18 protein-coding genes and 1 riboswitch are annotated in these 19,854 nt (G+C 73.1%); of the genes, 14 read left to right on the plus strand and 4 right to left on the minus strand.

Features of this window, described 5'->3' with window-relative positions; genetic code table 11:
• Nucleotides 1-65 precede the first annotated feature (65 nt).
• The 10 genes from ACZ5CZ_RS03780 (at nucleotide 66) to ACZ5CZ_RS03825 (ending at nucleotide 11,709) form a co-directional block, all read left to right on the plus strand.
• Complete coding sequence (locus tag ACZ5CZ_RS03780; protein ID WP_468938822.1) at nucleotides 66-1,223, plus strand: ABC transporter substrate-binding protein; 1,158 nt, start codon at nucleotides 66-68, stop codon at nucleotides 1,221-1,223.
• Entirely contained in the window at nucleotides 1,220-2,101 is an 882-nt protein-coding gene (locus ACZ5CZ_RS03785) for an ABC transporter permease (RefSeq protein WP_385846645.1), read from the plus strand. Before ACZ5CZ_RS03780 ends, ACZ5CZ_RS03785 begins: the two co-directional genes overlap by 4 nt.
• Nucleotides 2,086-2,907 carry an ABC transporter permease gene (locus ACZ5CZ_RS03790; RefSeq protein WP_385846647.1) on the plus strand — a complete coding sequence of 274 codons (822 nt, stop codon included), beginning with the start codon at nucleotides 2,086-2,088 and terminating at the stop codon, nucleotides 2,905-2,907. The genes ACZ5CZ_RS03785 and ACZ5CZ_RS03790 overlap by 16 nt, the downstream gene beginning before the upstream one ends.
• Before the next feature lie 5 nt (nucleotides 2,908-2,912).
• Nucleotides 2,913-3,983 carry an ABC transporter ATP-binding protein gene (locus ACZ5CZ_RS03795; RefSeq protein ID WP_468938825.1) on the plus strand — a complete coding sequence of 357 codons (1,071 nt, stop codon included), beginning with the start codon at nucleotides 2,913-2,915 and terminating at the stop codon, nucleotides 3,981-3,983.
• A gap of 14 nt (nucleotides 3,984-3,997) precedes the next feature.
• On the plus strand, nucleotides 3,998-5,455 hold the full coding sequence (locus ACZ5CZ_RS03800; protein WP_468938827.1) for an HAD-IA family hydrolase: 1,458 nt from the start codon (nucleotides 3,998-4,000) through the stop codon (nucleotides 5,453-5,455).
• Nucleotides 5,456-5,557: 102 nt separating this feature from the next.
• A complete protein-coding gene (locus ACZ5CZ_RS03805) occupies nucleotides 5,558-8,146 on the plus strand; it encodes a sensor histidine kinase (RefSeq protein WP_468938829.1) in 2,589 nt (862 codons plus the stop codon).
• A complete protein-coding gene (locus tag ACZ5CZ_RS03810) occupies nucleotides 8,136-8,585 on the plus strand; it encodes a roadblock/LC7 domain-containing protein (RefSeq protein WP_385846653.1) in 450 nt (149 codons plus the stop codon). The genes ACZ5CZ_RS03805 and ACZ5CZ_RS03810 overlap by 11 nt, the downstream gene beginning before the upstream one ends.
• Before the next feature lie 7 nt (nucleotides 8,586-8,592).
• The gene (locus tag ACZ5CZ_RS03815; protein WP_385846655.1) at nucleotides 8,593-8,973 is read left to right on the plus strand and encodes a DUF742 domain-containing protein; all 381 of its coding nucleotides are present in this window, start codon (nucleotides 8,593-8,595) and stop codon (nucleotides 8,971-8,973) included.
• 194 nt (nucleotides 8,974-9,167) lie between these two features.
• Nucleotides 9,168-9,956 carry a carbon-nitrogen hydrolase family protein gene (locus tag ACZ5CZ_RS03820; protein ID WP_468938834.1) on the plus strand — a complete coding sequence of 263 codons (789 nt, stop codon included), beginning with the start codon at nucleotides 9,168-9,170 and terminating at the stop codon, nucleotides 9,954-9,956.
• Between the two features lie 55 nt (nucleotides 9,957-10,011).
• Nucleotides 10,012-11,709 carry a flavin monoamine oxidase family protein gene (locus ACZ5CZ_RS03825; RefSeq protein ID WP_468938837.1) on the plus strand — a complete coding sequence of 566 codons (1,698 nt, stop codon included), beginning with the start codon at nucleotides 10,012-10,014 and terminating at the stop codon, nucleotides 11,707-11,709.
• Between the two features lie 34 nt (nucleotides 11,710-11,743).
• Here ACZ5CZ_RS03825 and ACZ5CZ_RS03830 read toward each other — a convergent pair whose 3' ends face one another.
• Together ACZ5CZ_RS03830 and ACZ5CZ_RS03835 are read right to left on the minus strand one after the other, a co-directional pair.
• On the minus strand, nucleotides 11,744-12,430 hold the full coding sequence (locus tag ACZ5CZ_RS03830) for a DUF5995 family protein (protein WP_385846659.1): 687 nt from the start codon (nucleotides 12,428-12,430) through the stop codon (nucleotides 11,744-11,746).
• A gap of 159 nt (nucleotides 12,431-12,589) precedes the next feature.
• On the minus strand, nucleotides 12,590-13,975 hold the full coding sequence (locus tag ACZ5CZ_RS03835) for a uracil-xanthine permease family protein (protein ID WP_468938842.1): 1,386 nt from the start codon (nucleotides 13,973-13,975) through the stop codon (nucleotides 12,590-12,592).
• 173 nt (nucleotides 13,976-14,148) lie between these two features.
• Between ACZ5CZ_RS03835 and ACZ5CZ_RS03840 the strand changes: the two genes are divergently transcribed.
• Complete coding sequence (locus ACZ5CZ_RS03840; RefSeq protein WP_468938844.1) at nucleotides 14,149-14,607, plus strand: acyl-CoA thioesterase; 459 nt, start codon at nucleotides 14,149-14,151, stop codon at nucleotides 14,605-14,607.
• Here the strand turns inward: ACZ5CZ_RS03840 and ACZ5CZ_RS03845 are convergent.
• The gene (locus ACZ5CZ_RS03845) at nucleotides 14,567-15,781 is read right to left on the minus strand and encodes an MFS transporter (RefSeq protein ID WP_468938847.1); all 1,215 of its coding nucleotides are present in this window, start codon (nucleotides 15,779-15,781) and stop codon (nucleotides 14,567-14,569) included. The two genes, ACZ5CZ_RS03840 and ACZ5CZ_RS03845, sit on opposite strands and share 41 nt — an antisense overlap.
• Nucleotides 15,782-15,847: 66 nt before the next feature.
• A complete protein-coding gene (locus ACZ5CZ_RS03850; RefSeq protein WP_385846664.1) occupies nucleotides 15,848-16,594 on the minus strand; it encodes an SDR family oxidoreductase in 747 nt (248 codons plus the stop codon).
• 309 nt (nucleotides 16,595-16,903) lie between these two features.
• Nucleotides 16,904-17,034, plus strand: a riboswitch (FMN riboswitch).
• Nucleotides 17,035-17,201: 167 nt separating this feature from the next.
• Here ACZ5CZ_RS03850 and ACZ5CZ_RS03855 point away from each other — a divergent pair.
• Genes ACZ5CZ_RS03855 through ribB form a run of 3 tightly spaced genes read left to right on the plus strand, consistent with a single transcriptional unit; the run spans nucleotide 17,202 to nucleotide 19,827 of the window.
• The gene (locus ACZ5CZ_RS03855) at nucleotides 17,202-17,807 is read left to right on the plus strand and encodes a riboflavin synthase (RefSeq protein WP_385846666.1); all 606 of its coding nucleotides are present in this window, start codon (nucleotides 17,202-17,204) and stop codon (nucleotides 17,805-17,807) included.
• Nucleotides 17,804-18,445: a nicotinamide mononucleotide transporter family protein gene (locus ACZ5CZ_RS03860; RefSeq protein WP_385846668.1), complete on the plus strand. Its 642-nt coding sequence runs from the start codon at nucleotides 17,804-17,806 to the stop codon at nucleotides 18,443-18,445. The genes ACZ5CZ_RS03855 and ACZ5CZ_RS03860 overlap by 4 nt, the downstream gene beginning before the upstream one ends.
• The gene (ribB, locus tag ACZ5CZ_RS03865; protein WP_385846669.1) at nucleotides 18,442-19,827 is read left to right on the plus strand and encodes a 3,4-dihydroxy-2-butanone-4-phosphate synthase; all 1,386 of its coding nucleotides are present in this window, start codon (nucleotides 18,442-18,444) and stop codon (nucleotides 19,825-19,827) included. Before ACZ5CZ_RS03860 ends, ribB begins: the two co-directional genes overlap by 4 nt.
• Nucleotides 19,828-19,854: the final 27 nt, after the last annotated feature.

Below are 19,854 nucleotides of genomic sequence, written 5' to 3' on the forward strand. Positions count from 1 at the left end.
GTCAACTTGTTCAGACAAGTTCGAAGAGTTTTTCCTCGCTCCCCATGCGTCCCCCTGGAGAGACCGTGACCGTGTCCCTGCCGAGAAACGCCGCGCTCGGCGGTTCCCTCGCCGTCGTCGCCGCGCTCGCCCTGAGCGCCTGCGGCGCCGCCCCCGACAACGCGTCGACCACCAAGGACGGCAAGAGCGCCGCCACCGCCACCTCCGCGGCCGGCTTCGGCGGCATGGACGCCCTGGTCCGGGCGGCCAAGAAGGAGGGCACGCTGCACGCCATCGCGCTGCCCCACGACTGGGCGAACTACGGCGCCCTCATCGACGGCTTCCAGAAGAAGTACGGCATCAAGGTCGAGGTGGAGAACCCCGACGGCACCAGCCAGGACGAGATCAACGCCGTCACCTCCCGCACGGGCCAGGACCGCGCCCCCGACGTGCTGGACCTGGGCTCCTCCTTCGCGCTCAGCGCCGCCCAGCAGGGCCTGCTCGCGCCCTACAAGGTGGCCTCCTACGGCGACATCCCCGCGGCCCAGAAGGACCCGCAGGCCCGCTGGTACAACGACTACGGCGGCTACATCTCCATCGGCTGCGACGCCAAGCGCGTCAAGACCTGCCCGACCACCTTCAAGGACCTGCTCAAGCCCGAGTACAAGGGCCAGGTCGCCCTCAACGGCAACCCCACCAAGTCCGGGTCCGCGTTCGGCGGTGTCTACGCGGCCGCCCTGGCCGACGGCGGCTCCTTCGGCGACATCCAGCCCGGCCTGGACTTCTTCGCCAAGCTGAAGAAGAACGGCAACTACACGCCCGTCGAGTCCACCCCGGCCACCGTCGAGAAGGGCGAGACCCCGATCTCCCTCGACTGGGACTACCTGAACGCCGGCTACGCCCAGGAGTTCAAGTCCAAGGGCCTCGACTGGAAGGTCGCCATCCCGAGCGACGGCCGGTACGCCCAGTACTACTCCCAGGCCATCAACAAGGACGCCCCGCACCCGGCCGCCGCCCGCCTGTGGCAGGAGTACCTCTACAGCGCCGAGGGCCAGAACCTGTGGCTCAAGGGCTACGCCCGCCCGGCCCTGATGCCGGCCATGGAGCAGGCCGGCACGCTGGACAAGGCCGCCGCCGCCAGGCTCCCGCAGGTCACCGGCACGCCGTCCTTCCCGACCGAGGCCCAGCAGACCAAGGCCAAGACGGTCCTCGGGCAGGGCTGGGGCAAGGCCGTCTCCGGATGACCGCCGTCCTCCCGCGCGCGGACGTGGCGCCCCTCGCTTCCCCGAAGCGGCGGCGCCGCGCCCCCGGCTGGCTCGCCGTGGTGCCGCTGCTGGTGTTCGCCGCCGTCGCCTTCGGGCTGCCCGCGTCCGCCATCCTCGACGGCGCCTTCACCGTCGGGAGCCACTACGGCACGCAGAACCTGACCGCCTCGCTCCAGGGGCCGTACCTCACCGCCCTGCTCGGCAGCGTCAAGCTGTCCGCGGTCTCCGCCGCGCTCGGCGCCCTGTTCGGGCTGCCGCTCGCCCAGGCCGTGGTCGGCTCCCGCTCGCGCCGGCTGCGCGAGGCCGTGCTGACCGCGTCCGGCGTCCTCGCCAACTTCGGCGGCGTGCCGCTGGCCTTCGCCTTCGTCGCCACCCTCGGCAACGCCGGCGTGCTCACCGCGCACCTCGGCCTCAAGGACAGCGGCTTCGACCTGTACAGCTTCTGGGGCCTGGTCCTCGTCTACCTGTACTTCCTGATCCCGCTGATGGTCCTCACCATCACCCCCGCGCTGGACGGCCTGCGCGCCCAGTGGCGGGAGGCCGCGCTGAACAACGGCGCCACCGGGGTGCAGTACTGGCGGCACGTGGCGCTGCCCGTGCTCGCGCCCTCCCTGCTCGGCGGCCTGGTGCTGCTGTTCGGCAGCTCCTTCGCCGCCTACGCCACCGCCGCCGCCATGGTCGGCAGCGCGGTCCCGCTGGTCACCCTCCAGATCGCCGACGCCTTGTCCGGCAACGTGCTGGTCGGCCAGGAGAACGTCGCCCTCGCCCTCAGCCTCGACATGGTCCTGGTGGCCGGCGTGGTGATGGCCGTGTATCTGCCCCTGCAACGCCGGAGCGCCCGATGGCTCGACGCCTGACCCCCTGGCGCTGGGCCGTCCTCGGCCTGGCCGCCCTGTACTTCCTGGTGCCGCTCGCCGCCTCCGTGGTCTTCACGGTGGACGTGCCCGGCCAGGGCGTCACCCTCGACGCCTACACCCACATCCTGTCCGCCGACGGCTTCCTGCCCAGCCTGCTGCTCTCGCTGGAGCTGGCCCTCGCCACCATCGCCGTCGTCCTGCTGCTCCTGGTGCCCGCCGTGGTCGCGCTCCGGCTCGGCTCGTCCCGGCTGCGGCCGGTGGTGGAGGTGGTGTGCTCGCTGCCGCTGGTGGTGCCGCCGATCGCCTTCGTCGCCGGGATCGTCACCGTGCTGAAGTGGGGTCCGGAGCATCTCTCCCGCACCCCGCTGTTCCAGACCTTCGTGGTGATCCAGAACCCGGACTTCCCGGTCGTGCTGGTCCTCGCCTACGTCGTGATGGCGCTGCCGTTCGTCTACCGCGCCCTGGACGCCGGTCTGCGCGCCGTCGACGTGCGCACCCTCGTGGAGGCGGCCCGCAGCTGCGGCGCGAGCTGGCCGCAGGCCCTGGTGCGGGCCGTGCTGCCGAATCTGCGCGGGGCGCTGCTCAACGCGTCCTTCCTCACCCTGGCCCTGGTCCTCGGCGAGTTCACGGTCTCCCATCTGCTCGGCTACACCCCGTTCGCCGTGTGGATCTACAACGTCGGCAGCGAACAGGCCCAGATGTCCGTCGCCGTCTCCGTGCTCAGCCTGTTCGTCACCTGGGCCCTGCTCCTCGCGCTCGCCGGTGCCGGCCGCGGACGCGCCCAGACCGCCTCCTCCCGGGGATGACCCACATGACTGCCACCCTGCCCGAGACCCGCACCCAGGCCGCGACCGTCGAGTTCCGCTCGCTGCGCCGGGAGTTCGGGACGACCGTCGCCCTCGACGGACTCGATCTGACCGTCCGCCCGGGGGAGTTCCTGGCCCTGCTGGGCCCCTCCGGCTGCGGCAAGACCACCGCGCTGCGCATGCTCGCCGGCTTCGAACACCCCGCCGCCGGGGCCGTGCTGGTGGACGGCGAGGACGTCACCCAGGTCCCGGCCCACCGCCGGGACGCCGGGATGGTCTTCCAGTCGTACAGCCTCTTCCCGCATCTGAGCGCCGTCGACAACGTCGCCTTCGGGCTGCGGATGCGCGGTGTCCGTACGGCCGAGCGGCGCGCCCGCGCCGCCGAGTTGCTGGAGCTGGTCGGCCTCGGCGACAAGCGGGAGCGGTATCCGCACCAGCTTTCCGGCGGCCAGCAGCAGCGCATCGCGCTGGCCCGCGCCCTAGCCCTGCGCCCCCGGGTGCTGCTGCTGGACGAGCCGCTGTCCGCCCTGGACGCCAAGGTCCGGCTCACCCTGCGCGAGGAGATCCGCCGGCTCCAGCAGGAACTCGGCATCACCACCCTCTTCGTCACCCATGACCAGGAGGAGGCGCTGTCGGTCGCCGACCGGGTCGCCGTGATGCGCGCCGGCCGTCTCGAACAGTGCGCCGAACCGGCCGAGCTGTACGGCCGTCCCGCCACCGCCTTCGTCGCCGAGTTCGTCGGCACCATGAGCCGGATCCCCGGGGAGCTGGCGGACGGCACCGTCCAGGTGCTCGGGCAGCGGCTGCCCGCCGAGGGCGAGGTGCCTGACGGGGCGGTCGACGTGCTGGTGCGGCCCGAGGCCCTGCGGGTGCGGGCGGACGAGCAGGGCGCCGCCCGGGTCGTCGCCACCTCCTTCCTCGGCGCGGTCGTCCGGGTCTCCGTACGACTCGCCGACGGCACCGAGGCCAAGGCCGACCTGCCCGCGCACGAGGCCACCGGGCTCGGCGCCGGAGCCGCCGTCAGCGTGTCGCTGCCCGAGCGGCCGGTGCTGGTGGCCGACCGTACCCACACGTGAGGAACCCCCGGAACATGACCCCCCACACCGCCCTGGAGGCGGTTCTGCTCGACATGGACGGCACGCTCGTGGACACCGAGCGGCTGTGGTGGGAGGCGGTCGAGGAGACCGCCGGCCGCCCGCTGACCGAGGACGACCAGCCGGACGTCCTCGGCCGCCCGGTCGAGCACACCGCGGCCTGGCTCGCCGAGTCCACCGGGCGGCCCGCCGCCGTCCTCGCCGCCGAGCTGCACCACGCCTTCGCCGAGCGCGTCCGCACCGGCGTGGTGCCCCGCCCCGGCGCCCTGGAACTGCTGACCGGGCTGGCCGCCGCCGCCGTCCCCGCCGCCCTGGTCACCGCGTCCCCGCGGGCGGTCGCCGACGTCGTCCTCGACGTCCTGGGCCGCCACCGGTTCGCGGCCTCGGTCACCGCCGACGACACCGACCGCACCAAGCCCGCCCCCGATCCCTACCTCGCCGCCTGCGAGGCCCTCGGGGTCGACCCCGCCGCCTGTGTCGCCGTCGAGGACACCGAGACCGGCGTCGCCTCCGCCGAGGCCGCCGGATGCGCCGTCCTCGCCGTCCCGTCCCTCGCGCCGATCGGCGGGGCACCCGGCCGGACCGTGCGGGACAGCCTGGCCGGGGTCTCGGTCGAGGACCTGCGCCGGATGGTCGCGCCCGAGCTGCGCGTCATGAGCTGGAACCTGTGGCTCGGCGGCAGCAAGGTGGACGACCACCGCGCCAAGCAGCTCAAGGCCGTCCTGGACAGCGGCGCCGACGTCGTCGGCCTCCAGGAGACCGGCGGCACCGCCGCCCAGGAGCTGGCCGACGCCCTCGGCTGGCACCACCACCGGGCCGGCGAGAACCTCGGCGTGATCAGCCGGCACCCGATCACCGCCCGCTTCGGCGACCCCGGCGTCGGCTTCTACGGCGCCGCCGGCGTCCGGATCGCCGTGGCCCCCGGCCGCGAGGTCGACGTATGGACCGCGCATCTGCACTACACGCCGTACGGGCCCTACGAGTACCACTTCGACGGGCTGCCCGCGGCCGAGCTGATCGCCCACGAGGGGGTGCGGCTCGCCCAGATGCGGGACGCGCTGGACCGGATCGCCGACGCCTCGGCCGAGGGCGTCCCGGTGGTCCTGGTCGGCGACTTCAACTGCCCCTCGCACCTGGACCGGCCCGAGGTGGACTGGCCGGTGACCAGGGCGGCCGAGGAGGCGGGCTTCGCCGACTCCTACCGCGAGGCGCACCCGGACCCGGTCGCCGAGCCCGGGCACACCTGGTCGCCGGTCCATCCCGTGCACGAGGACGGCAGCGGCCGGCCCGAGCCGCAGGACCGGATCGACTACGTCCTGCACCGGGGACTGGCCGTACGGGAGGCCCGGACCGTCGTCACCGGCACCCCGCGCCCCTGGCCCGACGTCGCGGACAACGAGTGGCCCTCCGACCACGCGGCGGTCCTCACCACCTTTGCGCTGCCCCGGCGGTGAGCAGGGGTTACCGCCGGTCACCATTGCGGTCCGGGGTGGCCGTCCCGTAGGTTGTGCCGCACTTTCCACATCCTACTGACTGGTAACACCGGCAGGTATCCCATGCGCTGGCCCCTCGGCCGACCCACCACCGTGCGCACCCGGATCGTGGCGCTCGCGCTCACCCCGGCCGTGGCACTGATGGCCCTGTGGAGCTTCGCCATGGTGTCCGTCACCGCCGAACTCCGCGCGCTGATCCGCGTCCAGGGGGTGTACGAGGACTTCGGCACCCCCGTGGACACCGCGATCGGGCAGATCCAGATCGAGCGCCGGCTGTCCGCCGCCTACCTGGGCGCCCGCCTCGACACCGCCGCCGCCGGCCGGCTGCTCGGCCAGCAGCGCCGTACCGACCGGGCCGTCGACGCCATGCGCCAGGCCGTCCAGGGCGGTGACCGTGACCGGCTCACCCTGCGGCAGCGGCGGGCACTGGACGCCATGGTCGCCGCGACGGGCCGGCTGGAGGGGCTGCGCGAGCGGGTGCTGGCCCGGAAGATCACCTGGGACCGGGCGGTCGAGGAGTACGGCGCGCTGGTGGAGCCCGGCTTCGGCGTCGAGTCCACGCTCACCGCGCTCCAGGCCGGACAGCTCGCCCGCGAGGCCCAGACCGTGATCGAGCTGGTCCGGGTGCGCGAGTACGTCTCCCGGGAGGACGCCCTGGTCGCCGGGGCGCGGGCGGCGGGCGCGCTGACCGACCGGCAGTACGACACCCTCACCGCGACCGTCGAGGACCGCCGCGTCTTCGAGCGGACCTATGTGCCCGACCTGCCCCCCGACTCCCGCGCCCTGTTCGAACGGTTCCAGCGCGAGGACCTGCACCGCTCGCTGGTGCGGGGCGAGGACGCGCTGCTGCGGGCGGGCGCCCGCGGGGCCGGGCGGGCCGTCGCGGCGGACACCTGGCGGACGACCACCGACCGGGCCGTCAAGCGGTACATGCAGCTGTGCACCGCGTCCGCCGAGAACTCGGCCGCGCGCGGGCGGGCCTTCGCCTACCGCGAGCTGACCAAGGCAGCCGTCGTCGGCGCGGTCGGGCTGATCGCGGTCGCCCTGTCGCTGTGGTTCGCGGTGCGCGGCGCCCGGCGGATCTCGCGCCGGCTGGAGACCCTGCGGGACGCCGCCGACGTGCTGACGAAGGACCGGCTGCCCGACGTCATGCGGCGGTTGAGCGCAGGCGAGGAGGTCGACGCGGTCGCCGAGGCGCCGCCGCTCGCCGCCGACGAGGTGCGCGACGACGAGATCGGGCAGGTCGGCCGGGCCTTCAACACCGCGCGGCTGGCCGCCGTCGAGGCCGCCGTGCGCCAGGCCGGGCTGCGCCGCGGGCAGTTCGCGGTGCTGCTCACCATCGCCCGGCGCAACCAGGCCCTGGTGCACCGGCAGTTGAAACTGGTGGACACCCTGGAGCGGCGCACCGACGACCCCGATGTGCTGCGCGAACTGTTCCGCATCGACCATCTGACCACCCGGATGCGCCGGCACGCCGAGAGCCTGATCATCCTCTCCGGCGCCGCTCCCGGCCGCCGTTGGCGCCGGCCGGTGCCGGTCGCGGACGTCGTCGCCTCCGCCGTCGGCGAGATCGAGGACTACGCGCGCGTGGTGGTGCCACCGATGCCGGAGGTCGGCGTGGCGGCCGACGCGGTCGCCGACGTGGTCCACCTCCTCGCCGAACTCCTGGAGAACGCCACGGTGTTCTCGCCGCCGCACACCGACGTGACCCTGCGCACCGGGCGGGTCGGCACCGGCTTCGTCCTGGAGATCGACGACCGGGGCCTCGGCCTGGACGCCGACGCGCGCGCCGCGGCCCACCGCACGCTCACCGACCCCGACGCCTTCGACCCCACCCGCCACGACCGGCTCGGCCTCTACGTCGTGGGCCGCCTCGCCGCCCGCCACGGCATCGAGGTCAGCCTCGGGGACTCCCCGTACGGCGGTACGACGGCGGTCGTGCGGCTGCCTTCGGGGGTGCTGGCGGAGGTGGAGTCGGCGGGGGCGGTGGGAGCGGCGGTGCCGGGAGGTCTGTCGGGCGGGGCCTCCGTGGGCCTGTCGGGCGGGGACTCTGCGGGTCTGTCGGGCGGGGACTCTGCGGGTCTGTCGGGCGGGGGCTCCGCGGGTCAGTCCGCCGGCCGGCTCGCCGCCGTACGGGAGCTGCCGGCCAGGAAGCGGAGGCCCGCGGAGCGCGGGACCGCCCCGGACCCGGCCCCCGCCACGGACCCGGCCCCCGCCACGGACCCGGCCCCCGCCACGGACCCGGCCCCCGCCCCGGACCCGGCCCCCGCCACGGACCCGGCCCCCGCCCCGGACCCGGCCCTCGCCTCGGTCCCCGCCCCCGACCCGGTCCCCGGTTCCGGGGCCGTGCCCGCCCTGCCCACCCGCACCCGGCAGGCCTCGCTCGTCCCGGAGCTGCGGGACGAGCCACCGCCGCCCGGCACCGCCCCCGAGCGCGAGGTCGACGCCGAGGAGATGCGGGCGATCTTCGGCGCCTTCCAGCGCGGCCTGGACCGCGGCCGCAGGGGGCTGCCGGCGAGCGGGGGAGCAGGGGGAGTAACGACCGAGGTGATCAACGGCGCTGACAGCAGTGCCGAGACCAGCCGCGTCGAGACCGGTCTCGGCGACACGACCCACGCCGACGAAGGGACCGACGCCGACGATGCACGGTGAGGACCACACCCCCGAGCAGCCCGCTGCGCCCACGGACGCGACAGCCACCGGTCCCGGAACCGGTCTCGGCTGGCTGCTGGACGACCTGGTGGCGCGTACCGACCACGTCCGGCAGGCCGTGCTGCTCACCGCGGACGGCCTGCCGCTCAGCAGCTCGGAGGGCATGCTCCGACGCGACATCGAGCACCTGGCCGCCGTCTGCTCCGGCTTCCACGGCCTCGCCCGGTCGGCGGGGGAGCGGTTCGCCGCGGGAGAGGTGCGCCAGACCATGGTGATGCTGGACGACGCCTACCTCTTCATCACCCCCGCCGGACACGGCAGCCGGCTGGCCGTGCTCAGCGAGGCCGGGACGGACGTCGGCCAGCTCGCCCACGAGATGGCCCTGCTCGTCCGTCGTCTCGGCCACCACCTGGACGCCGCCGCCCGTACCACCTCCTGATCCCACGGTGAGCGACGAGCACTGGTACGAGGACGAGACCGGGTCCCTGGTGCGCCCGTACACCGTGACCCGGGGCCGCACCCGGCCCTCGCAGCGGCACGACATCGACCTGATGTCCCGGGTCACCGCGGTGGACGACGACATGGCGGACCGTCCGGCCGTCGACCACGCGGGTGCCGCCCTGCTCGACCTGGTCCGGCGCGGACCGCGCCCCGTCGTGGAGCTGGCGGCCGACGCCGACCTGCCGCTGACCGTGGTCCGCGTCCTGCTCGGCGACCTGGCCGAGGCCGGGCTGATCCGCGTCGACGCCCCCCGCGGGGTGCGGGCCGGGCCGGGCGCCGACCCCGGACTGCTGCGGGAGATCGTGGCGCGGCTGCGTGACCTGTAGGTCTGTGCTCCACACCGCCGAACGGCACCATTCCCGGGCAGCGCCACCCCGCCGCGCAACGAATCGCCGTTCCACCCGCTCCGCACGCAACAAACCGCGCACCGGCGCGCAACGGCTCCTTCTTGTCCGGCCGAGTGCGCCGACCGTACCGTCTTTCTGGCCCCCAAAAATCCCGTATCCGGTGAGGAAGACGCATGCGCACCGCCCTGCTCCAGAGCTCCGGCAACCCCGGCTCCGTCGCCGAGAACCTCAAGGTCCTCGACGCGGCCGCGGAACGTGCCGCCGCCGCGGGCGCCGCACTGCTGGCCGCACCGGAGATGTTCCTCACCGGCTACGCGATCGGCGACGACATCGCCCGCCTCGCCGAGCCCGCCGACGGCGAGGCCGCCGACGCGATCGCCGAGATCGCCACCCGGCACGGCCTGGCCGTCGCCTACGGCTACCCGGAGCGCGACGGCGGCACGGTCTACAACTCCGCCCAGCTGATCTCCGCCGACGGCACCCGGCTCGCGAACTACCGCAAGACCCACCTCTTCGGCTGCTTCGAGCGCGACCACTTCACGCCGGGCGACGGCCCGGTGGTGCAGGCCGAGCTGAACGGCCTGACCGTGGGCCTGATGATCTGCTACGACGTCGAGTTCCCGGAGAACGTCCGCGCGCACGCCCTGGCCGGCACCGACCTGCTCGTCGTGCCGACGGCGCAGATGCACCCGTACCAGTTCGTCGCGGAGTCGATGATCCCGGTGCGCGCCTTCGAGAACCAGATGTACGTGGCGTACGTCAACCGGGTCGGCGCAGAGGGCGAGTTCGAGTTCGTCGGACTGTCCACCCTCGCCGGTCCCGACGGAGTCGCCCGCACCCGTGCCGGCCGCGCCGAGCAGCTGGTCCTGGCCGACGCCGACTCCGCCTTCCTGGCCGCCTCCCGCGAGGCCAACCCGTATCTGCGGGACCGCCGCCCCGGCCTGTACGGGTCCCTGGTCTGACCCTCCCCGAGCCTTCCCCCGAGTTCTACCGCTTCGCGCAAGGAGTCCGTACCCCATGACGTCCACGGTGCCCAACGCCGTCGAGCACACCGACGAGCAGCAGCCGCCGATCACCATGTTCGGCCCGGACTTTCCCTACGCCTACGACGACTTCCTCGCCCACCCGGCGGGCCTCGGCCAGATACCGGCGACCGAGCACGGCACCGAGGTCGCGGTCATCGGCGGCGGCCTGTCCGGCATCGTCGCCGCCTACGAGCTGATGAAGATGGGCCTCAAGCCCGTCGTCTACGAGGCCGACCAGATCGGCGGCCGGCTGCGCACCGTCGGCTTCGAGGGCTGTGACGAGTCGCTGACCGCCGAGATGGGCGCGATGCGCTTCCCGCCGTCCTCCACCGCGCTCCAGCACTACATCGACCTGGTCGGCCTGGAGACCAGGCCCTTCCCGAACCCGCTGGCCGAGGCCACCCCCTCGACCGTGGTCGACCTGAAGGGCGAGTCGCACTACGCCGAGACCATCGACGACCTGCCCCAGGTGTACCGGGACGTCGCCGAGGCCTGGAACCGGTGCCTGGAGGAGGGCGCCGACTTCTCCGACATGAACCGCGCCATGCGCGAGCGGGACGTCCAGCGCATCCGCGAGATCTGGGCCCAGCTGGTCGAGAAGCTCGACAACCAGACCTTCTACGGCTTCCTCTGCGACTCCGAGGCCTTCAAGTCCTTCCGGCACCGGGAGATCTTCGGCCAGGTCGGCTTCGGCACCGGCGGCTGGGACACCGACTTCCCGAACTCCATCCTGGAGATCCTCCGGGTCGTCTACACCGAGGCCGACGACCACCACCGCGGCATCGTCGGCGGCTCCCAGCAGCTGCCGCTGCGCCTGTGGGAGCGCGAGCCGGAGAAGATCGTCCACTGGCCGTACGGCACCTCGCTGAAGTCCTTGCACGCCGACGGCGAGCCCCGCCCGGCGGTGACCCGGCTGCACCGCACCGCGGGCAACCAGATCACCGTGACGGACGCGAACGGCGACATCCGCACCTACAAGGCGGCGATCTTCACCGCCCAGTCCTGGATGCTGCTGTCCAAGATCGCCTGCGACGACTCGCTGTTCCCGATCGACCACTGGACGGCGATCGAGCGCACCCACTACATGGAGAGCTCCAAGCTCTTCGTCCCGGTCGACCGGCCGTTCTGGCTGGACAAGGACGAGGAGACCGGCCGGGACGTCATGTCGATGACGCTCACCGACCGCATGACCCGCGGCACCTACCTGCTGGACGACGGCCCGGACAAGCCCGCCGTGATCTGCCTGTCCTACACCTGGTGCGACGACAGCCTGAAGTGGCTGCCGCTGTCCGCGAACGAGCGGATGGAGGTCATGCTGAAGTCGCTCGGCGAGATCTACCCGAAGGTCGACATCCGGAAGCACATCATCGGCAACCCGGTGACGGTCTCCTGGGAGAACGAGCCCTACTTCATGGGCGCGTTCAAGGCCAACCTGCCCGGCCACTACCGCTACCAGCGGCGCCTGTTCACCCACTTCATGCAGGACCGGCTGCCCGAGGACAAGCGGGGCATCTTCCTCGCCGGCGACGACATCTCCTGGACGGCCGGCTGGGCCGAGGGCGCCGTGCAGACCGCGCTGAACGCGGTCTGGGGTGTCATGCACCACTTCGGCGGCACCACGGACGCGACCAACCCGGGCCCGGGCGACGTCTACGACGAGATCGCGCCGGTCGAACTCCCGGAGGACTGACCGGGAGCCCCCGGCGCGGCCGGTGCCGGGGGCGTCAGTCGGTGAGCGGGGTGAGCAGCATGCGCCCCGCGAACCCGACCGCCGCGTCGAGCCGTTCGGTGAACTCCTCGGCGACGTCCTCGCAGTGGCGCAACGCCCACAGCGCCCGCGCCGCCGCCCACGCCGCGTCCCGGGCCCGCTCCAGACTCCAGGAACCCAGCAGATGGGTGAGCGGGTCGGCGAGCTGGAGCAGGTCGGGGCCCGGCATCAGATCCTCGCGGATGCGCTCCTCCAGCGCGCAGAGGAGGTCGCCCACGCGGTCGAACTCGTCCTCCAGCTCGGCCGGTTCGCAGCCGAGGGTGCGACTGGCGTCCACCACCGCGAGCGCCAGGTCGTGCCCGATGTGCGCGTTGATGCCCGCGAGCGCGAACTGCAACGGCCGTACGCCGGGATGGCGGCGGAGCTGGAACAGCGGCCGCCAGCAGGCGGGCGGCCGGCGGTCCGCCGCGGCCGCGTCGACCGCCGCCAGATACCGCTCGGCGAACCGCACGTCCAGCGTGCTCGCCGCCCTCGGGTCCGGGAACTCCCGGGCGTCCAGGCGCCGGTGGATCTCCTCGGTGACGGTGAGGTAGACGCGGTTGAACACGGCCACCCCGTCGCGGGCCGGCAGGGCCGTGCCGATGGCGCGCATCCGGGCGATGACCGCGTCGACGGACGGGGGGAGGTGTTCCAGCTGCGTCATGGGGGAAGGGTCCCAGCTCCGCCCCGGCCGACGGGCCCACCGGCCCCCTGCTTCGCCGGATCGGGGGAACGCGCCGGCGCTGCGAGGGGGGCGACGACGCGGTGCCGGGCAGGCCAGGCACACATGCCCGGCGGCCGGCACGTTCGCGCCGCCGTACGCCTACGACGTGGGGCGCTGACCGTCGTAGCTGGAGGTGCCCTCGTCCAGCAACGGCTCCTGCTGCTTGAGATGGGCCGGGGCGAAGGCGCGCAGCGCGTGGTAGCCGGTGATGACGACCAGCGTGCCGAGGGCGATGCCGCTGAGCGAGAAGGTGTCGGTGAACTTCATGCTGACGTTGCCGACGCCGATGATGATGCCCGCGGCCGTCGGGACCAGGTTCAGCGGGTTGCGCAGGTCCACCTCGGCGTTGAGCCAGATCTGCGCGCCGAGCAGGCCGATCATGCCGTACAGGATCACGGTGATGCCGCCGAGCACCCCGCCCGGGATCGCGGCCACGACCGCGCCGAACTTCGGGCACAGGCCGAAGAGCAGTGCGAAGCCGGCGGCGGCCCAGTAGGCGGCGGTGGAGTACACCCGGGTCGCGGCCATGACGCCGATGTTCTCGGAGTACGTGGTGTTCGGCGGGCCGCCCACCGCGGTCGACAGCATCGAGGCGACGCCGTCCGCCGAGATCGCCGTACCGAGCTGGTCGTCCAGCGGGTCGCCGGTCATCTCGCCGACCGCCTTGACGTGCCCCGCGTTCTCCGCGACCAGCGCGATCACGACCGGCAGCGCGACCAGCACCGCGGACCACTGGAACGACGGTCCGTGGAAGTGGGGCAGACCGATCCAGTCGGCCTTGGCGACGCCGGAGAGGTCCAGCCGCCAGTGGTCGGTGACCCGGCCGCCCGGGCTCATGGAGTGGATCTTGCCGAAGATCCGGTCGAAGGCCCAGGAGATGCCGTACCCGAAGACCAGCCCGAGGAAGATCGCGATCCGGGACCAGAAGCCGCGCAGACAGACCACCGCGAGACCGGTGAACAGCATGACCAGCAGGGCCGTCCACTGGTCCTGCGGCCAGTAGGTGGTGGCGGTCACCGGGGCCAGGTTGAAGCCGATCAGCATGACGACCGCGCCGGTGACGACCGGCGGCATGGCCGCGTGGATGATCCGCGCGCCGAAGCGCCGCACCGCCAGGCCCACCAGGAACAGCACCGCGCCGACCACGAGGACGGCACCGGTCACCGTGGCGCTCGTGCCGCCCTGGGCGCGGATGACGGCGGCCACGCCCACGAAGGACAGGGAGCAGCCCAGATAGCTCGGCACCCGGCCGCGGGTGGCGAGCAGGAAGATCACGGTCGCCACGCCCGACATCATGATGGCCAGGTTCGGGTCCAGGCCCATGAGCACCGGCGCCACGAAGGACGCGCCGAACATGGCGACCACGTGCTGGGCGCCCAGGCCCACCGTGCGGGGCCAGGAGAGCCGTTCGTCGGGGCGTACCACCGCTCCGGGCGCGGGCGTGCGCCCGTCACCGTGCAGCTTCCAGCGCACGCCGAGGTCCATGTGTATTCGCTTTCTTGCGGACGAGCAGACGGTCCGGACCATTGTCCCGGACGCCAGGCGTGCTGAGCGGTCGCTTAGTATGGAAGCGATTCCCGGCGCTGGCTCAGCGCATGCCTCAGCGATGCCCGCAGGGATGCACATGCTCCCCGCAGCGAAGTTCAGGAGTTCCCCCCGTGACCGCCGAAGCCCCGACCGCCCCCACCGTCGCCCACGGCCGGCTGATCCCCGTCACCGTCCACTTCGACGACCTCGACGCGCTCGGCCTGCTGCACAACGCCCGCTACCCGCTGATGGTCGAGCGCGCCTGGACCGAGCTGTGGAACGGGCACGGCATCCGCTTCGACGGCGACTGGCACGCCGCCGGCGACGCCTGCAACGCCGTCCGCGAACTGCGCATCAGCTACGAGGCACCGGTCACCCGCCCCGGCGGCTACGCCGTCCACCTCTGGCTGGAGCGCCTCGGCACCACCGGCCTCACCTACGGCTTCCGCTTCTGCTCGGCCGACGGCACACAGACCTACGCCCAGGGCACCCGGGTGCTGGTCCGGCTGGACGCGGACACCCTGCGCCCCGCGCCGTGGAGCGACGCCTTCAGGACGGTGGGTCGGACACTGCTGCGGCCTGCGGACTGACCGCGCCGGGACCGCCCCGCTCGGCGCCTCGCAGCACGCCCGCGAGCCCGGCGAGCCCGCAGGCCAGCGCCGTCACCACGCAGAACGAGACCACCAGGCTGGTCGCCTGCGCCACCCCGCCGATCAGGCTCGGCGCGACCAGCCCCGAGGTGTAGGTGATGGTGGCCACGCCGGCGATGGCCTGGCTGGGATTCGGCCCCGCGTGTCCGGCCGCGGCGAAGCACAGCGGTACGACCACCGCGATGCCGAGTCCCGTCAGCGCGAACCCGGCCATCGCCCACGCCGGTCGGCCGCCGAGGACGACCAGCGCGCCGCCGAGTCCCGCCAGCGCCCCGCCGGCCCGGACCGTCCTGACCGCCCCGAACCGGTTCACCACCGCGTCCCCGGCGAGCCGGGCCACGGCCATGGTCAGCATGAAGCCGGTGGTCGAGGCCGCCGCCACCCCGGCCGAGCTGCCCAGCCGGTCCCGCAGGAACACCGCCGACCAGTCCAGGCTCGCGCCCTCCGCGAACACCGCGCAGAAGCCCACCGCGCCGATCAGCAGCGCGGAACGCGGCGGCAGCGCGAACCGCGGGGGCGGCTCCTCGTCCTTCGCGGGCTGTACGTCCGGCACCCAGGCGCACGCCGACACGCCGAGCGCGGTGAGGACGGCCGAGGCGAGGGCGAAGTGCAGCCGGGCGTCCGCGCCGAGGTGTGCGGCGAGCGTGCCGGCCGCCGAGCCGGTGAGCGCGCCCGCGCTCCACATGCCGTGCAGCCCCGACATGACCGACTTCCCGAGCCGCCGCTCCACCTCCACGCCGAGCGCGTTCATCGCCACGTCGGCCATTCCCGAGCCGGCGCCGTAGACGAACATCGCCAGGCACAGCGTGGACAGGTTCGGCGCCAGCGACGGCAGGACCAGGGAGAGGGTCCACAGCGCGATCAGGCCGCGCAGTGCGGTACGGCTGCCGAAGGTGTGGCTGATCCGCCCGGCCAGCGGCATGGCGCAGGAAGCGCCGAGCGCGGTGAAGGCCAGGGCGAAGCCGAGCTGCCCCGCGCCGAGCGAGGCGTGGTCCTGCACCCAGGGCACCCGGGTCGCGAAGCAGCCGGTCACCGCACCGTGCACGGCGAACACGGCCGCCACGGCGTACCGGGCCCGCCGGACCTCGCCTCGCGCAGCGCCCACGTCCCCCATGTTCCGTCCCCCTCCCGGGAGTTCCCGCACCGCACGAGCCCCTCATCGCCGTACCCGTGCCGAGTCTCAACCCTGCCCGAACCGCCGCCCCAGATAATCCTCGAACGTCCCCTTCCCCACCGCCTGCTCCGGCGCCAGATGCCCACCCGCGCGGAACGCCCGGTACGCCGCACCGAAGAGCGGCACGTTCACCACCGCCCGGCGCCGCCCGGTCGCCCGGAGATAGGCGCGGGCCAGCGAGTCGAGGGAACGCACCTCGGGGCCGCCCATGTCCGCCACCCGTCCGGCGGGCTCGCCGAGCGCCAGCTCGACCAGCCGATCGGCGACTTCCGTCACTTCGACCGGCTGGTCCGGGACCCCGGCCGGGAGCAGTGCCACGGGCGGCTTGGTCAGTCCCTGGAAGAGCGTCACCAGCAGATCGTGGAACTGGGTGGTGCGCAGCACGGTCCAGTCGAGCCCCGAGGACTCGATCATCTGCTCCACCGTGTGCTTGGTCCGGTAGTAGCCGAACGGCACCCGGTCCACCCCGACGATGGAGATGTACACCAGGTGCCTCACCCCGGCCCGCCGCGCCGCCGCGATCAGGTGCTCCGCCGCCCGCTCGTCCCCGCCGCGCGGGCTGCTCGCGCAGTGCACCACGGTGTCCACGGCGGCGAGCGCCGCGTCCAGCCCGCTGCCGCCGGCCTGGAGATCGACGGCGTACGGCTCGCTGTGCCGGCTGAGCACCCGCACCTCGCGCCCTTCCGTCCGCAGCCGCTCGGTGACGCGCCGGCCGAGGGTGCCGGTCCCGCCGGTCACCAGGATCGTGCTCATGCTGATTCCGTTCCTCTGGTCCCGGGGCACCCCGGTCGGGGCGCCCCGACGGATGAGACCGGTCGGGCCCGCGGAAATGTGACACGCCCCGGCGGATTCGCCGGGGCGCTGTGGCGACCCGGCGGCGGGCAAGGGCCGTCGTCACCGCCGCCGGGCCAGCCCGCACCCTAAAAGGACTAGACCAAAGTGGTCAATGGACCGGACGCCGGTTCCGCCGTGCACCTCCGAAGACACGTACTGTGACCGAACCCACACTCGACCCCTGTCTGGGTGTGCATCCGGCATGGCACACTGGCCCTGTACCAGAAGCAGCGCACTCCGGGGTCGGTGAAAGTCCGAACCGGCGGTTACAGTCCGCGACCCGGTCGCTTCCAGCGGCCGGTTGACCAGGTGAAATTCCTGGACCGACGGTTAAAGTCCGGATGGGAGGCAGTGCGCGGCGGGCGGGCACATGCACGTGTGCACGTCGCCGTATCTGGGCTTGTCCGTCTCCGGGCGAGTCCTATGTCGGCGTCGCTGCCGACGTGTCCCGTGTTCACCCGTGCAGTGTGTCGTTCATCGACAGGCCCCGGAGTCCGTGCCCCCATGAGGCAGGAGGACCCGGGAAGTGTTCACCGGAATCGTCGAAGAGCTGGGTGAAGTCACCGCCGTCGAGAACCTCGGCGACTCCTCCCGCTTCCGACTCCGCGGCCCCGTCGTGACCCAGGGCGCACAGCACGGTGACTCCATCGCCGTGAACGGCGTCTGTCTCACCGTGGTCGAGCACGAAGGCGACGAGTTCACCGCCGACGTCATGGCCGAGACGCTGAACCGCTCCAGCCTGGGTGCCCTCACCGTCGGCTCCCGCGTCAACCTGGAGCGCCCCACCGCCGTCGGCGCCCGCCTGGGCGGCCACATCGTGCAGGGCCACGTCGACGGCACCGGCGAGGTGCTGGAGCGCAGGCCCTCCGAGAACTGGGAGATCGTCAAGGTCTCGCTCCCCGCGGACCTCGCCCGGTACGTCGTCGAGAAGGGCTCCATCACCGTCGACGGCATCAGCCTCACCGTCGTCGAGGCCGGCCCGGACTACTTCACCGTCAGCCTCATCCCGACCACCCTCGACCTGACCACGCTCGGCCTCAAGCAGCCCGGCGACCCGGTCAACCTCGAGGTGGACGTCGTCGCCAAGTACGTGGAGCGGCTGCTCGCGGCCGGTCAGGGGGCCGGCCGGTGAGCTGGCTCAACTCCGAGGCCTTCACCCTCTTCGGCCAGCACATCATCTGGTCGGACATGGTCGGCAACATCCTCGGTCTGATCACCCTCGCCCTCGGCTGGCGCCGCTCCCTGTGGACCTGGGCCGTGCAGTTCCTGTCCGGACTCGTCCTCTTCGGCGCCTTCTACGGCCACCTCACCGGCAGCGCCGGCAAGCAGGCCGTCGTCATGGCCGTCGCGCTCTACGGCTTCTGGCAGTGGCAGCGCGGCAAGGGCGGCGCCGAGGACGGCCGGATCACCGTCCGCTTCGCCACCTGGCGCGAGCGGATCGCCATGGTCGCCGCGGCCGCCGCCGGGACGGTCGCCGTCGCCCTGCTCTTCACCGCCTATCCGAAGCTCTCCTGGGACCCCTGGCCGGACGCGTACATCTTCGTCGGCACCATCGTCGCCATGTACGCCCAGGCCAAGGCCATGGTCGAGTTCTGGATCGCCTGGCTGCTCGTCGACCTCGTCGGCGTCCCCCTCAACTTCGCCAACGGCTACGCCTTCTCCGGTTTCGTCTACGTCATCTACGGCGCACTCGTCCTGTGGGGCATGCGCGACTGGTGGCTGCGCTCCCGCCGGGACGCGCAGCCCGTCCTGGAAGGAGCGCCGGCATGACCACGGCCCCGCTGCTGTACCGCACCGACGACCTCACCGCCCCCGCCGAGGACCTCACGCTCGACCCGGTCGAGCAGGCCATCGCCGACATCGCCGCCGGCCGCCCGGTGGTCGTGGTGGACGACGAGGACCGGGAGAACGAGGGCGACCTCGTCATCGCCGCCGAGAAGGCGACCCCCGAGATCGTCGCGTTCATGATGAGCGAGTGCCGTGGCCTCATCTGCGCGCCCATGGAGCCCGAGGAGCTGGACCGGCTCCGGCTGCCGCAGATGGTCGAGGACAACACCGAGTCCATGAAGACCGCGTTCACCGTCTCCGTGGACGCCTCCGCCGCGCACGGCGTGACCACCGGCATCTCCGCCTCCGACCGCGCGACCACGCTCCAGCTGCTCGCCGGCGGCACGGCCGAGCCGTCCGACTTCGTCCGCCCCGGCCATGTCTTCCCGCTGCGCGCCAGGCCCGGCGGCGTCCTCGTCCGCAACGGCCACACCGAGGCCGCCGTCGACCTCGCCCGGCTCGCCGGACTCCGCCCGGCCGGCGCCATCGTGGAGATCGCCGGCGAGGACGGCACCATGCTGCGCCTGCCCGAGCTGGTCCCGTTCGCCCGCAAGCACGGCCTGACGATCATCTCCATCGAGGACCTGATCGCCTACCGCCGCTCCCTTCAGGACGGCTCCGCCCCGCTCGGCCAGGAGCCGGCCCCGCGGCCCGTACGGCAGCAGCACACGGCTCCGGCCGAGCCCGCCGTCCCCGCCGTCCGCCACGAGGCCGAGACCCGCCTGCCCACCGAGCACGGCACCTTCACCGCCCACGGCTACCGCTCCACCCTCGACGGCGTCGAGCACGTCGCCCTCGTCCACGGCGAGATCGGCGACGGCGAGGACGTCCTGGTCCGGGTGCACTCCGAATGCCTCACCGGCGATGTCTTCGGCTCCCTGCGCTGCGACTGCGGCCCCCAGCTCGACACCGCCCTCCAGCGCATCCAGGCCGAGGGCCGGGGCGTCGTCGTCTACCTGCGCGGACACGAGGGACGCGGCATCGGCCTGCTGTCCAAGCTGCGCGCCTACGCCCTCCAGGAACAGGGCCATGACACCCTCGACGCCAACCTGGAGCTGGGCCTGCCCGCCGACGCCCGCGACTACGGCGCCGGCGCGCAGATCCTCGCCGACCTCGGCGTGCGCAGCGTCCGGCTGCTGACCAACAACCCCGACAAGAGCGACGCGCTGCTCCGCCACGGCCTGCGGGTCACCGGCCGCGAGCAGATGCCGATCCAGGCGGGCGAGCACAACCTGCGCTACCTGCGCACCAAGCGGGACCGGATGGGGCACGACCTGCCCTGGCTGGAGACCGCGGCCGCGCTGGCCGGCGCGGCCGGCCGCTGACGGCCACCTGCGACACCGAGTAACGCG

It is taken from the genome of Streptomyces sp. NPDC031418, from assembly GCF_055581605.1.

Bases quoted from the DNA above. Each gene is read 5' to 3' on its own strand.
- ACZ5CZ_RS03785 (WP_385846645.1), top strand. From the start codon at position 1,220: ATGACCGCCGTCCTCCCGCGCGCGGACGTGGCGCCCCTCGCTTCCCCG.
- ACZ5CZ_RS03790 (WP_385846647.1), top strand. From the start codon at position 2,086: ATGGCTCGACGCCTGACCCCCTGGCGCTGGGCCGTCCTCGGCCTGGCC.
- ACZ5CZ_RS03795 (WP_468938825.1), top strand. From the start codon at position 2,913: ATGACTGCCACCCTGCCCGAGACCCGCACCCAGGCCGCGACCGTCGAG.
- ACZ5CZ_RS03800 (WP_468938827.1), top strand. From the start codon at position 3,998: ATGACCCCCCACACCGCCCTGGAGGCGGTTCTGCTCGACATGGACGGC.
- ACZ5CZ_RS03805 (WP_468938829.1), top strand. From the start codon at position 5,558: ATGCGCTGGCCCCTCGGCCGACCCACCACCGTGCGCACCCGGATCGTG.
- ACZ5CZ_RS03810 (WP_385846653.1), top strand. From the start codon at position 8,136: ATGCACGGTGAGGACCACACCCCCGAGCAGCCCGCTGCGCCCACGGAC.
- ACZ5CZ_RS03820 (WP_468938834.1), top strand. From the start codon at position 9,168: ATGCGCACCGCCCTGCTCCAGAGCTCCGGCAACCCCGGCTCCGTCGCC.
- ACZ5CZ_RS03825 (WP_468938837.1), top strand. From the start codon at position 10,012: ATGACGTCCACGGTGCCCAACGCCGTCGAGCACACCGACGAGCAGCAG.
- ACZ5CZ_RS03830 (WP_385846659.1), bottom strand. From the start codon at position 12,430: ATGACGCAGCTGGAACACCTCCCCCCGTCCGTCGACGCGGTCATCGCC.
- ACZ5CZ_RS03835 (WP_468938842.1), bottom strand. From the start codon at position 13,975: ATGGACCTCGGCGTGCGCTGGAAGCTGCACGGTGACGGGCGCACGCCC.
- ACZ5CZ_RS03845 (WP_468938847.1), bottom strand. From the start codon at position 15,781: ATGGGGGACGTGGGCGCTGCGCGAGGCGAGGTCCGGCGGGCCCGGTAC.
- ACZ5CZ_RS03850 (WP_385846664.1), bottom strand. From the start codon at position 16,594: ATGAGCACGATCCTGGTGACCGGCGGGACCGGCACCCTCGGCCGGCGC.
- ribB (WP_385846669.1), top strand. From the start codon at position 18,442: ATGACCACGGCCCCGCTGCTGTACCGCACCGACGACCTCACCGCCCCC.